This window comes from Streptomyces sp. NPDC050759 (genome assembly GCF_044456945.1).
Classification (GTDB): Bacteria; Actinomycetota; Actinomycetes; order Streptomycetales; family Streptomycetaceae; genus Streptomyces.
This window is the reverse complement of the sequence record NZ_JBITGI010000029.1, coordinates 35,754-49,139: the sequence shown is the minus strand read 5'-3', so window position 1 is coordinate 49,139 and position 13,386 is coordinate 35,754. Positions and strand designations below refer to the sequence as shown.

The window sequence follows — 13,386 nt, the reverse complement described above, 5'->3', positions numbered from 1 at the left end:
CTCCTTCGTGGGGGAGCCCGGACGGTCGTGGGGCAACTGTCCGGGGTGGATGTGAAGTTGTGCGGCGGGTGAGGGAAGAGTGACATCAAGGGCGCGTACATGTCATGACCTTGAGGTGATGTTGGCCGGAAAGCGACTGTCCAGTAAATGTTTCAGGAACGTGAACGAGGGCGCCGCCCCGGGGAGTTGAACCACCGGGGCGGCGCCCTGTCTGTCGGTCCTGTCGATCGTGCCGGTCTACGGGAAGGTGAGCTTCCAGCTGTTGATGTAGCCGGTGTCCTGGGCCGCGTTGTCCTGCACCCGCAACTGCCAGGTGCCGTTGGCGACCTCGGAGGAGGCGTTGACCGTGTACGTGGTGTTGAGGTTGTCGGTGCTGCCGCCGGTGCCGTACGCCTTCAGCGTGTACGCCGTACCGTCCGGGGCGATCAGCTGCACCCGGAGGTCACCGATGTAGGTGTGCACGATGTCGACCGCGACCGCGAGGTTCGAGGGCGCGTTACCCGTCCGGCCGGACACGGTGATCGGCGAGTTGACCGCCGCCCCGTTGTCCGGAATCGACACGTCGGTGGTCGACTCGAACGAGGTGCCGCCACCGCCGCCACCGCCGGGACGCGAGCCGACCGCCACGCCCGCCCAGGCGTTCGCCACGGCCGTGTACTCGGCGCTCGTCGTGCCGTACAGCTCACCCGCCGCTGCGAGGGTGCCGGTGCGGGCGGCCGCGTAGTTGGTCGTGGTCGTGAACTTCGTGGTCAGTGCGCGGAACCAGATCTTCTCCGCCTTGTCGCGGCCGATGCCGGTGACCGGAAGGCCGTCCGCGGTGGGCGAGTTGTAGCTGACGCCGTTGATGGTCTTGGCGCCGCTGCCCTCGGACAGGAGGTAGAAGAAGTGGTTCGCGGGCCCGGACGAGTAGTGCACGTCGGCCGATCCGATGCCGGAGGTCCAGTTGTTGTACGACGCGCCGTCCTTGCTCGGCTGGTCCATGTAGCGCAGCGGGCTGCCGTCGCCGTTGATGTCGATCTCCTCGCCGATGAGGTAGTCACCGACGTCGGAGGAGTTGTTGGCGTAGAACTCGACGGCCGTGCCGAAGATGTCGGAGGTCGCCTCGTTCAGCCCGCCGGACTCGCCCGAGTAGTTGAGTCCCGCGGTGTTCGACGTGACACCGTGGGTCATCTCGTGACCGGCCACGTCGATCGACGTCAGCGGGTGGGTGTTGCCCGAGCCGTCGCCGTACGTCATGCAGAAGCAGCTGTCCGACCAGAACGCGTTGACGTAGTTGTTGCCGTAGTGGACCCGGGAGTACGCCCCTACGCCGTCACCGCGGATACCCGAACGCCCCTGCACGTTCTTGTAGTAGTCCCAGGTGAGCGCGGCGCCGTAGTGCGCGTCGGCGCCCGCGGTCTCCGTGTTGGAGGCGCTGCCGTTGCCCCAGATGTCGTCGGGGCCCGAGAAGAGGGTGCCCGTGCCGGAGGTGCCGCGGTTGAGGTTGTACGTCTTGTGGCCGCCGCGCGCCCCGTCGGTCAGGTTGTACGTCGACCCGGACTGGGTGGTGCCGAGGGTGACCGTGCCGCTGTACATGGTGTTGCCGGTGCCGTTCTCGATGGCCTGGTACTCGTAGAGCTTCGCGCCGGTCGCCGCGTCGGTGACGACGTGCAGCTCGTTCGGTGTGCCGTCCTCCTGGAGACCGCCGACGACCGTCTCGTACGCCAGGGTCGGTGTGCCGTTGCCGGCCCAGATGACCTTGCGCGGGGCGCGGTTGGTGTCGGCCTTGTCGGCGCCGGCGGCCTGCGCGGCCTTCAGGGCCTGGGCCGAGGCCGTGGCGGCGGTCACCTTCGGCGTCACGGAGGCGACCTTGATGGTCTTGTTCGTCGCCTTCACGACACCCTCGGTCGCCCCGGACTTCGCGGTCTCCACGACCAGGTCGCCGCCGAGGACGGGCAGCCCGTCGTAGGTGCGCTCGTAGCGGGTGTGGAGCGTGCCGTCGCCGTCCTTGACGACGTCACGGACGACCAGCTTCTCCTTGGCGCCCAGGCCGAGGTCCTTGGCGGTGTCCGCCTTGGTGGCGTTGGCCTCGCGTATCAGCTCGGCGCGCTGGGCGGGGGTGAGCTTGAGGGACTCGGCGCCCGGGATCACCTTGCCCGCGGCCGACGGTGCCTTCGCCGGGGCTGCGGTGGCGGCGCCCGACTGGACGGCCGCGGCGATCAGGGCCGAGACACCGACGAGGGCCACGGCAGCGGCCTTGCGGTGCAGGGGGTGGGGGGTGCGGGGGGTGCGTCTGTGGGAGGAACTGTCTCTCAACACTGACTCCTTCTGCGCGGCCGCGGATCGCGCGGCCTGGGGAGACCGGACGGTGGGTCGACCGTCCGGGCGGTACGCGGAACGAGGTGCGGAGGCCGCGGATCAGAACACAGCGAGAGATCTGTGAGGTTGCTGTGAAGCGGCCGTGGGAAGCCTGGCACCGGAAAGCCCGTACTGTCAGGAGCGCGTCAGGAAGTTGGCCGGAAATCGTTCGTTGTCCGGGAGTTCATGTTCGCTATACGGACTTTCCACCCTGGCCGGACAACGGGGGCCGGTCCCCGTGCCACGACCCCCACAGCGCCGCGTAGGCCCCGTCCGCCGCCACCAGCTCCTCATGCGTACCGAGCTCGGTCAGCAGGCCGTTCTCCATCACCGCCACCCGGTCCGCGTCGTGCGCGGTGTGCAGCCGGTGCGCGATCGCGATCACCGTGCGTCCTTCGAGTACGGCGGCCAGGGCGCGCTCGGTGTGCCGCGCGGTCGTGGGATCGAGAAGCGCGGTCGCCTCGTCGAGGATCAGGGTGTGCGGGTCCGCCAACACCACCCGGGCCAGGGCGAGTTGCTGCGCCTGCGAACCGTCCGTACGGCAACCGTCCTCGCCGAGCGCGGTGTCGAGCCCCTCGGGCAGCTCCCGCACCCAGCCGTCGGCTCCCACGGCGGTCAGGGCGGCCCACAACTCCTCGTCCCCGGCACCGGGTTCGGCGATGAGGAGGTTGTCGCGGACCGTGCCCAGGAAGACATGGTGCTCCTGGGTGACCAGGACGACCTGCCGGCGCAGCAGCTCGGGGTCGAGACCGACGACGGGGACCCCGCCGACGGTGACCGACCCGGAAGTCGGCGCGTCGACACCCGCGAGCAGCCTGCTCAGGGTGGTCTTCCCGGCGCCGGACGGGCCCACGACGGCCAGGCGTTCACCGGGCCGCACGGTCAGGTCGACACCGTGCAGGACCTCGACGCCGCGGCCGTAGGAGTAGTGCACCGAGGTGACGTCGATGCGGTCGTCGGCGGGGGCGGGGGAGGTCGCGGCGGAGGTCCGCGGGGCCGCGGCGAGTCCCTCAACGCGGGCGAACGAGGCGCCGCTGGACTGGAGTTGCTCGATCCGCATCAGGATCTCGTCGAGGGGGGTGGCCATCTGACGCAGATACAGGGCAGCCGCGACGACCGACCCCAGGCTCAGCATGTCCTGCGCGTGCAGCACCTCGCCGACCAGGAGCACACCGGCCACGGGCAGGAGGTACGCCACCTCCACCACAGGGAAGAACACACTGCGCAGGTAGAGGGTGTAGAGGCGGGTGCGGCGGGACGTGTCGAGGGCGTCCCGGCTCGCCCGGACGCGCCGCTCCTCGAGTCGGAGTGCCTCGACCGTGCGGGCGCCGGACGCGGTGGCCGCGAGGATCTCGGCGACGTCGGAGGTGGCGGCGCCCTCGGCCAGATAGCCGTCCCTCGCCCGCCGCAGATACCAGCGCAGGACGAACCAGATGGGCAGCAGACCGAACACGCCGACCGCGCCCAGGAGCGGGTTCAGGAAAAAGACCGCGACGAGCAGGAACAGGAACTGCACGCTGTTGATGAGGAGTTCGGGTCCCGCGTCGCGGAGTGTGGTGCCGACGGTCGCGACGTCCGCGGTGCCCCGGGCGGTGAGGTCGCCGGTGCCGGCGCGCTCCACGACGGAGGCGGGCAGGGCCAGGGTGCGCTCCACGAACTCCTCGCGGACGCGGGCCAGGGTGCGTTCGCCGAAGCGGTGGCCGACGTAGCGGGCCCACCGGGCCAGGAGGAGCTGGGTGCTCGCGCACCCCACGAGGACGAGGGAGAGCCGGTCCACCGCGGCCACGCCCGCACCGGCGCGCACCTCGTCGATGATCCGGCCCAGCAGCCACGGTCCGGCGAGGCCGGTGAGGGCGGCGAGTGCGTTCAGGGCGAGTACGGCGGTGAAGGCGCGGGTGTCCTTGCGGATCAGCCGGACGGACGCGCGCCGTACGGTGGCCTGGTCGGCGACCGGGAGGTGGCCCTGGCTCACTTCATGACCTCCGCGTCTCGGGCGACCAGGGCGCGGTATCCCGGTTCCTCGGTGAGGAGTTGCTGGTGGGTGCCGGTCGCCGCGAGTTTGCCGTCGACCAGGTAGAGGACCGTGTCGGCGTGGTCGAGGACGAGGGGGGAAGTGGTGGTGACGGCTGTGGTGCGGCCTTCCCTGGTCTCGCGCAGGCGCTTGGCCACGAGGGCTTCCGTGTGGGCGTCCAGGGCGGAGGTGGGTTCGATGGCCAGGAGGATTTCCGGGTCGGCGAGCAGGGCCCTTACCAGTCGGATGCGCTGGCGTTGGCCCCCGGAGAGGTTGCGGGCCTGGGCGTCCATCGGTGAGTCGAGGCCGTCGGGGAGAGCTTGAACGATGTCGTCCGCCACGGCTGCGTGTAGGGCGGCCGCGGGGTCGGAGTCCGCGCCCATGATCACATCGCGCAGTGTGCCCGCGAACAGGTCCGCCTCGTGGTCCGCCAGCAGGATGTGCTCTCTGATCTGGGGCAGCCGGATCTCGTCCAGGGGGACTCCGGCCCAGGTCGCCCGCGACGCGGTGTACCGGGCCAGGCGGTCCAGAACCGTCGCCGTGTCCGCGGGCCTCGCGCAGGCCAGTGCCGTCAGGCGGCCCGGCAGGATGCGTACGCCCGACTCCGGGTCGTGCAGTACCGAGGGCTCCGCGGGAGCATCTCGCGTGCCCCGGTCCTCCATCGGCTCCAGGCGCAGGAACCGTACGACTCTCCGCGCCGCCACCACACCCCGGCTGAGCTGGTATCCGCACTCCACCCAGAACGCCACCGGGCCCACCAGGACGGCGACATAGCCGTACACCGCCACCAACTCACCCACGGTGATGTCCCCTTGGGCGGCCAGGCGGGCCGCGAGCCAGGTGACCACGGCGAGGAACAGGGTGGGCAGGCCCACGCCGAGGGCCTGGACCCAGCTGGTGACCGCGCCGACCCGGTAGCCCTGGGCTTGCAGGTGCCGGCTGTCGCGGTGGAAGGCGTCGGCCACCAGGCCCTTGCCGCCGAGGCCGTTGAGGACGCGCAGACCGCCCGCGAGGTCGGCGATACGGGAGGTGAGGACGCCCTGGCGGTCGCGGTACTCCGTCTCGGCGCCCTGGAGGCGGGACAGGAAGGGGCCCACGAGGAGGACGATCGCCGGGATGCCGAGGAGGACCACGGCCGCGAGCATCGGGGAGACCGAGACCAGCAGGGCGGCCACCGTCAGATAGGCGACACACGCGCCGACGCCGGGGCCGACGACCGTCAGGGCGCCCGCGATCGTCTGCACGTCGCCCACGCCGATCGTGACGACCTCCCCGGCCCCGGTCCGGCGCGCGAGGGCGGCGCCGAGGCGGACCGCCTGTCCGACGACCACCTTGACCGTGCGGAAGTTGGCGTCCATCCGCACCCGGGTCATCGTGCGGTGCCGCATGATGCTCAGCCAGGCGTTGAAGGAGCCGACCGCGAACAGCGCGAAACTCCAGCCGGCGAGCGCCGCCCAGTCGCCCGGTTCCAGGCCCTCGTCGATCGCCTTCGCCATCAGATACGGCGTCGCCGCGAGCAGCACCATCCAGGAGCTGCCCAGCAGCGCCCCGGCCACGGACCGCCCGGGCTGGCAGCGGACCAGCCACCACAGGTACCGCCAGCCGCCCCGGACGTCGGGCGTGCCGGGGTCCTCGTACGCGTCGATCACCTGTCCCCCTGTCGATTCACGCCAGGCTGTCCCGCCAGGCCCGGTGCAGATCCGCGAACCGGCCCGTGCCCGCGACGAGTTCGGCCGGTGTGCCGTCCTCGACGATCCTGCCGTGCTCCATGACCAGCACCCGGTCGGCGATCTCCACGGTCGACAGCCGGTGCGCGATCACCACGGCCGTACGGCCCTTCAGGACCGTCGCCATCGCGCGCTGCACGGCGCGCTCGCCGGGGATGTCGAGCGAGCTGGTCGCCTCGTCCAGGATCAGCACCGCCGGATCGGCGAGCAACGCCCGCGCGAACGCCACGAGTTGGCGCTGACCCGCCGAGATACGGCCGCCGCGCTTGCGTACGTCCGTGTCGTAGCCGTCGGGCAGGGCGCTGATGAAGTCGTGCGCGCCGATCGCCTTCGCTGCCTGCTCGATGTCCTCGCGGGTCGCGTCCGGGCGGCCGATCGCGATGTTCTCGGCGACCGTGCCGGAGAACAGGAACGCCTCCTGCGTCACCATGACCACCCCACGCCGCAGTTCGGGCACGGCGAGCTCGCGAAGGTCCACGCCGTCCAGGAGGACGCGGCCGTCCGAGGGGTCGTAGAAACGGGCGAGGAGTTTGGCGAGCGTCGACTTTCCGGCGCCGGTCGAGCCGACCACCGCGACCGTCTGCCCGGCGGGCAGGGTGAGGTCGAAGCGGGGAAGGACCTCGCCGCCGGTGCGGTAGGCGAAGCGGACGCCGTCGAAGACGACCTCGCGGCCCGGGTGCCGCGACTCGAGGGCCGGGAGCTGCTTGGGCGTCGACGGCTCGGGCACGGTCGGGGTCTGGGCGAGCAGGCCCGCGATCTTCTCCAGGGAGGCCGCCGCCGACTGGTAGGAGTTCAGGAACATCCCGAGCCGGTCGATCGGGTCGTACAGCCGCCGCAGATACAGCACCGCCGCCGCCAGCACACCCAGCTCCAGCGAGTCCTGCGCCACCCGGTACGCGCCCCACAGCACGATCCCCGCGACGGCCGTGTTGGCGACCAGCCGGGAACTGACGACATAGCGGGCCATCTCAAGCAGCGCGTCGCCGTTGACCCGCTCGTGCCGCTTGTTCAGTACGGCGAAGTCGGCGTCGTTGGCGGCCTCGCGGCGGAACGCGCGCACCGGCCGGATGCCGTTCATCGTCTCCACGAACTTGACGATCACGGCGGCGATGGCGGTCGACCGCTTCCGGTACACCCGGCCCGCGCGCCGCCGGTAGCCCCGCACGAGCAGGTACAGCGGCACGAAGGACGCCACCGCTACGGCGCCGAGAGCGAGATCCAGCCAGAGCAGCAGGGCGGAGATGTACAGGAAGGACAGGATGACGGTGACGAGTTCCTGCAGGCCCTCATTGAGCAGTTCGCGCAGCGACTCCACGTCCGTCGTCGACCGGGAGATGAGCCGGCCCGAGGTGTAGCGCTCGTGGAAGTCGATGCTCAGCGCCTGCGCGTGCCGGAAGATCCGGCCGCGCAGATCGAGCAGCACGTCCTGGTTGACGCGGGCGGAGATCAGGATGAACGCGTACTGGAGCCCGCCGGCGGCCAGCGCGGACAGCAGATAGCCGGCGCCGACCGCGATCAGCGGGCCGTTGTCGTGGTCCCGGAACGCCGGAACCGCGCGGTCGATGGCGTACGCGACCAGCAGGGGGCCCGCCTGGACGGCCGCCTGCTGGAGCAGCAGCAGGAACGTGGTGAGGGTGACCCGCGCTTTCATCGGGGCGAGCAGGGAGCGCAGCAGGAGGGAGGTGGCGCGCGGCGGAGTGGGCAGCCGGTCGCGGTCGAAGGCGTCCGCCGTGTCCTGGTGCCGGGGGAGTTCCGGTTCGTCGTCCGCCGTGGGGACGTTGGTGGTGGGGGCCGTCATCGGTCGTCCTCCGCTTCCCCGGTACCGGACATGAGGTGCGCGTACTCGGCGTTCGTGCGCAGCAGTTCGTGGTGGGTGCCCACGGCGGTGATACGGCCCTCGGACAGCAGCGCGACGCGGTCGGCGAGCAGCACGGTCGAGGGGCGGTGGGCCACGATGAGCGCGGTGGTGTCCGCGAGGACGTCGCGCAGCGCGGCCTCCACGGCGGCCTCGGTGTGCACGTCCAGCGCGGACAGGGGGTCGTCGAGGACGAGGAATCTGGGCTTGCCGACCACGGCCCGGGCGAGGGCGAGGCGTTGGCGCTGGCCGCCGGAGAGGCTGAGGCCCTGTTCGCCGACCTGGGTGTCGGTGCCGTGGGGGAGGGCGTGTGCGAAGTCCGCCTGCGCTACGGACAGGGCGCGGTCCAGTTCCTCTTCGTCCATGCCCAGCAGGACGTTGTCCTTGACGCTGGCCGAGAAGAGGGTGGGTTCCTCGAAGGCGACGGCGACTTTCGAGCGCAGCTCTTCTCTGGACATGGCGGTGATGTCCTCGCCGTCCAGGGTGATGTGGCCGGAGGTCACCTCGTGGAGGCGGGGGACGAGGGCGGTGAGAGTCGTCTTGCCGCTGCCCGTCGTGCCGACCAGGGCCATGGATTCGCCGGGGCGGATGTGGAGGTCTATGCGGTCGAGGATGGGTGGGGAGTCCTCGGGGGCGTCGGGGTAGCGGAAACGGACGTTGTGGAACCGGAGGCCTTCGTCGTCGGCTGCGGGTTTGTGGGGGCTGGTCGCGCCGCTTGAGTAGGTCTCCTGTTCCGGCACTTCATTGATCACCTCGAAATAGCGCTCCGTCGCCGTCGCCGCCTCCTGGGTCATCGCCAGCAGGAAGCCGATCGATTCCACCGGCCACCTGAGCGCAAGTGCCGTGGACAGGAAGGCCACCAACGTGCCCGCCGACAAGTCCCCGTCGGCCACCTGCACGCAGCCCAGAACCAGCGCGGCCCCGATGGCCACCTCGGGGAGGGTGGTGATGACGCCCCAGATCGTGGCCAGCAGCCCCGCCTTGCGCAGCTCGGTTCCGCGCAACTTCCCGGACAGTTCGCGGAAGGCCCGCGCCTGGGAACGGTGTCGGCCGAAGCCCTTGATGATCCGGATGCCGAGCACGCTCTCCTCGACGACCGTCGTGAGGTCGCCGACCTGGTCCTGGGCGAGCCGCGCCACCCGGTGGTACCGCTTCTCGAAGACCATGCACGTGATCATCACGGGGATGGCCGGACCCAGGATCACCAGCCCGAGCGTCCAGTCCTGGAGCAGCATGATGATCACGCCGACGATGATCGTCACGCTGTTGACCAGCAAGAACGTCAGCGGGAAGGCGAGGAACATGCGCAGGAGCATGAGGTCCGTGGTGGCCCGGGACAGCAGTTGGCCGGATGCCCAGCGGTCGTGGAAGGACACCGGGAGGCGCTGGAGGTGCCGGTACAGACCCGCCCGCATCTCCGCCTCGACGTGAGAGAGCGGTCTCGCCACCAGCCATCGCCGCAGTCCGAACAGCAGTGCCTCCGCGAACCCGAGCAGCAGCAGGTACAGCGCCCCGAGCCATACGCCCGCCGTGTCTCCGTCGGCGACCGGGCCGTCCACCATCCACTTCAGGACGAGGGGGATCACCAGCCCCGTACAGGAGGCGAGGATCGCCACGAACGCGGCGGTGGCCAGCCGCGCGCGGGCCGGCCGGACATACGGCCACAGGCGCAGCAGGGTCCTTACGGCTGATCGGTTCTCGGTGGTTGCATGTGTGAGGGACATCAACCGCGAGCCTACGGACCGGCACTGACAACGCCCACCTAGTTTTGGCCGGACCGGAATCGGCCGCTGGTCCTACGACCTGCATGTTCGAGGGGTCGTACGGCCGCATCCGCCGATCGGTTGATGCCGGGTCGAGCGTGACGGGCGATGTGGCGGAGGGGCCCGTGCCGGGACGCTGATGCCATGTCCGTCATCGAAGTCAGCGAACTGCACAAGTCCTACGGCGGCCGGGCCGTCGTCGACGGTGTCTCCTTCGCCGTCGAGGAGGGCGAGATTTTTGGAATTCTTGGCCCGAACGGCGCCGGGAAGACCACCACCGTCGAGTGCGTCGAGGGTCTGCGGATCCCCGACGCGGGCCGCGTGCGGGTCACCGGTCTCGACCCCGTCGCCGACCACGCGCGTGTGGCCCGCGTTCTCGGCGCCCAGCTCCAGGAGAGCGAGCTCCAGGCCAAGCTCACCGTCCGCGAGGCCCTGGAGCTGTACACCGCGTTCCACGACAAGCCGCTCGACTGGCGGCCGCTCGCCGAGCGCCTGGGGCTCACCCAGAAGCTCACCACCCGGTTCGGCAAGCTCTCCGGAGGCCAGAAACAGCGCCTGTTCATCGCGCTCGCCCTCGTCGGCAACCCCCGGGTCGTCGTCCTGGACGAGCTGACCACCGGCCTCGATCCGCGGGCCCGCCGCGACACCTGGGAGCTCATCGAGGACATCCGCGCGAACGGCGTCACCGTCCTGCTCGTCACCCACTTCATGGAGGAGGCGCAGCGGCTCTGCGACCGGATCGCCGTGATCGACAAGGGCCGGGTCGCCGCCCTGGACACCCCGGCGGGCCTCATCCACCGCTCGGCGGGCGCCACCGTCATCAGTTTCACCCCGTCCGCCCCGCTGGACGCCCACGACCTGAACACGCTGCCCGCCCTCGCCTCGATCGAGGACCGGGACGGCCGTCTCACCCTGTCCGGCACCGACGAGACCGTGAACGCCGTGATCACCCTGCTCGCCCGCCGGCACGTCACCGCCCACCAGCTCCGCGTCGTCGACGCCACGCTCGACGACGCCTTCCTCGACCTGACCCAGGAGGCCACGGCATGAACACCGCCGTACTGCGGACCGAGGTCCGACTCTTCCGCCGCGAACCCGGCGCCCTCTTCTGGATCCTGCTGTTCCCGACCCTGCTCCTGGTGATCCTCGGCTCGATCCCGTCGTTCCGGAATCACGAGGCCGACCTCGGCGGCCTCAGGACCATCGACGTCTACGTCCCGGTGGCCGTGCTCCTCGGTCTGATCGTCAGCGGCCTGCAGTCCATGCCGCAGACCCTCACCGGCTACCGCGAACGCGGCATCCTGCGCCGCATGTCCACCACCCCGGTCCGCCCGACCGCCCTGCTCACCGCGCAGATGACCGTCTACGGCGGCGCCGCCCTGGCATCCGCGCTGCTGGCCCTCCTCGTCGGACGGTTCGCCTTCGCCGTACGACTGCCCGAGCAGCTGCCCGGTTATCTGCTGGCCCTGGTGCTGGCCGTGCTGGTCGCCCTCGCGCTGGGCGCGGTGATCTCCGCGCTGTCCCGGACGACGAAGATCGCCGGTGCCATCGGGTCCGCCGTGTTCTTCCCTTCGATGTTCTGCGCGGGCGTGTGGGCGCCGGTGCAGACCATGCCGGACGTCCTCGCCCGGATCGTCGGGTACACCCCGTTCGGCGCGGCCGCCGAGGCACTGAACCGGGCCGCGGCCGGCGACTGGCCGGGCTGGACCCACCTGGGCGTGCTCGTCGCCTGGACGGTGCTGCTCACGGCTGCCGCGTCGCGCTGGTTCCGGTGGGAGTAGGAGACGGGCCGTGCAGACTGAGGACATGACCGTGGCGGACACACAGCTCGAGCGGCGGCTGGAACAGCTGCACATCTGGGGGCCGTTCGCACTGCTCGGCGTCAGCGCCGTCCTCGCGCTCGCCTCTGCGGACCTCATGGACGGCCCCGTCGAGTGGTACACCGCCGGGGCCCTGGTCGCCGCCGCGGTCGTGCTCCAGCTGTGGTGGCACGGCACCCGGCACCGCCGCGCCCACCGCGGCCGCAGCCCCTCCCCGGCCGGGACGGTGTACTACGTCGTCCGCTGGGCGATCGCCTTCGTCCTCACCTGGATCAACCCGTTCTTCGCGTTCTACGCCGCCACCGGTTACATGGACGCCGACGAGCTGATTCCCGGCATGTGGCGGCGGCTCGGACTGCTCGCGAGCACGGTCATCGTGGCGGGCGCGCAGGTCGGCGGACTGCCCGTGAGCAGCACAGCGCAGTGGCTCGGATTCGCCGGGCTCCTGGTCGTCAACTTCGCCCTCCAGGCGTTCGTCGCCCACATCACCGAGCAGGAGGAACAGCGCTCCCGGGAACGGGCCGAGACCATCGAGGCGCTGCGGGCGGCGCTCGACGAGAACGCCGCCCTTCACGCCCAACTCCTCGTCCAGGCACGGGAGGCGGGCGTGTCCGACGAACGCCGGCGGCTGGCCGCCGAGATCCACGACACCCTCGCCCAGGGCCTGACCGGCATCATCGCCCAGCTCCAGGTGGTCGCGAACACACCCGACGAGAACCAGGCCCGCGAGCACGTTCACCGGGCCATGGACCTCGCCCGGCACAGCCTCGGCGAGGCCCGCCGCTCGGTGCACAACCTCGCCCCCGTCGCACTGGAGCACGACGGGCTGCCCCAGGCCCTGACGAACACGGTCGCCGACTGGGGCGAACGCACCGGAATCCGCGCCGAGTTCACCGTCGCCGGAACCACCGAGCAGCTTCACGACGAGGTCTCGGCCACCCTCCTGCGGATCGCCCAGGAAGCCCTCTCCAACGCCTCCCGGCACGCCCGGGCCGGCCGCCTCGGCGTCACCCTGACCTTCCTGGGCGACGAGGTCATCCTCGACATCCGCGACGACGGAGTCGGCTTCGACCCCCTCGCCGTTCCGCCCCGCTCCCGCACCGGCGGCTTCGGACTCGACGGCATGCGGGCCCGCGCCGAACGCATCGCGGGCTCCCTCACCGTCGAGTCCGAACCGGGCCACGGCACCGCGCTGTCGGCTCGCGTACCGTTGGTCCGCCATGACCGGTGACATCTCGGTGCTGATCGTCGACGACCATCCCGTCGTACGGGACGGTCTGCGCGGCATGTTCGCATCCGCGCCCGGCTTCACCGTCCTCGGCGAGGCGTCCGACGGCGTCGAGGCCGTCGAGCGGGCGACCGCTCTCGATCCCGACGTGATCCTGATGGACCTGCGGATGCCGGGCGGGGGCGGGGTGGACGCCATCCGCGAGCTGACCCGCGCACGGGCCCGCGCGAAGGTCCTCGTGCTGACGACGTACGACACGGACTCCGACACCCTGCCCGCCATCGAGGCGGGGGCGACCGGCTACCTCCTCAAGGACGCCCCGCGCGACGAGCTGTTCACGGCCGTGCGGGCCGCGGCGGAAGGCCGTACGGTTCTCTCCCCGGCCGTCGCCTCCCGCCTGGTCTCCGCGGTGCGCGCCCCCAGGGCCCCCGGCAACGAACCGCTCTCCGCCCGTGAGCGCGAGGTGCTGGCCCTGGTCGCCAAAGGCACCCCCAACCGCGAGATCGCCCGCGAGCTGTTCATCAGCGAGGCGACCGTGAAGACCCATCTCACCCACCTGTACGCCAAGTTGGGCGTCAAGGACCGCGCGGCGGCGGTCGCTACGGCGTACCAGCGGGGCATCCTCGGCTAGCCGGGCAGGCCGGC

General features: G+C 71.0%; 9 protein-coding genes. 4 read left to right on the top strand and 5 right to left on the bottom strand.

Features of this window, described 5'->3' with window-relative positions; genetic code table 11:
• Positions 1-237: 237 nt before the first annotated feature.
• The 5 genes from ACIBJB_RS45435 to ACIBJB_RS45415 all read right to left on the bottom strand — a co-directional run bounded on the left by ACIBJB_RS45435 (position 238) and on the right by ACIBJB_RS45415 (position 9,654).
• The gene (locus ACIBJB_RS45435; RefSeq protein WP_398940039.1) at positions 238-2,295 is read right to left on the bottom strand and encodes a M4 family metallopeptidase; all 2,058 of its coding nucleotides are present in this window, start codon (positions 2,293-2,295) and stop codon (positions 238-240) included.
• 235 nt (positions 2,296-2,530) lie between these two features.
• Positions 2,531-4,309, bottom strand: a complete 1,779-nt coding sequence (locus ACIBJB_RS45430) for an ABC transporter ATP-binding protein (RefSeq protein ID WP_398940038.1) — start codon at positions 4,307-4,309, stop codon at positions 2,531-2,533.
• Positions 4,306-5,997 carry an ABC transporter transmembrane domain-containing protein gene (locus ACIBJB_RS45425; RefSeq protein WP_398940037.1) on the bottom strand — a complete coding sequence of 564 codons (1,692 nt, stop codon included), beginning with the start codon at positions 5,995-5,997 and terminating at the stop codon, positions 4,306-4,308. Before ACIBJB_RS45425 ends, ACIBJB_RS45430 begins: the two co-directional genes overlap by 4 nt.
• Before the next feature lie 16 nt (positions 5,998-6,013).
• Positions 6,014-7,873 carry an ABC transporter ATP-binding protein gene (locus tag ACIBJB_RS45420; RefSeq protein ID WP_398940036.1) on the bottom strand — a complete coding sequence of 620 codons (1,860 nt, stop codon included), beginning with the start codon at positions 7,871-7,873 and terminating at the stop codon, positions 6,014-6,016.
• Positions 7,870-9,654: an ABC transporter ATP-binding protein gene (locus ACIBJB_RS45415; RefSeq protein ID WP_398940035.1), complete on the bottom strand. Its 1,785-nt coding sequence runs from the start codon at positions 9,652-9,654 to the stop codon at positions 7,870-7,872. The genes ACIBJB_RS45420 and ACIBJB_RS45415 overlap by 4 nt, the downstream gene beginning before the upstream one ends.
• Before the next feature lie 183 nt (positions 9,655-9,837).
• Here ACIBJB_RS45415 and ACIBJB_RS45410 point away from each other — a divergent pair, with 183 nt between their 5' ends.
• The 4 genes from ACIBJB_RS45410 to ACIBJB_RS45395 are packed head-to-tail and all read left to right on the top strand — an operon-like array spanning position 9,838 to position 13,372.
• Entirely contained in the window at positions 9,838-10,743 is a 906-nt protein-coding gene (locus ACIBJB_RS45410) for an ABC transporter ATP-binding protein (protein ID WP_398940034.1), read from the top strand.
• Positions 10,740-11,474 carry an ABC transporter permease gene (locus tag ACIBJB_RS45405; protein ID WP_398940033.1) on the top strand — a complete coding sequence of 245 codons (735 nt, stop codon included), beginning with the start codon at positions 10,740-10,742 and terminating at the stop codon, positions 11,472-11,474. Before ACIBJB_RS45410 ends, ACIBJB_RS45405 begins: the two co-directional genes overlap by 4 nt.
• A gap of 25 nt (positions 11,475-11,499) precedes the next feature.
• The gene (locus ACIBJB_RS45400; RefSeq protein ID WP_398940073.1) at positions 11,500-12,744 is read left to right on the top strand and encodes a sensor histidine kinase; all 1,245 of its coding nucleotides are present in this window, start codon (positions 11,500-11,502) and stop codon (positions 12,742-12,744) included.
• Positions 12,734-13,372, top strand: coding sequence for a response regulator (locus ACIBJB_RS45395; RefSeq protein ID WP_398940032.1), 639 nt, complete (start codon positions 12,734-12,736; stop codon positions 13,370-13,372). Before ACIBJB_RS45400 ends, ACIBJB_RS45395 begins: the two co-directional genes overlap by 11 nt.
• Positions 13,373-13,386: the final 14 nt, after the last annotated feature.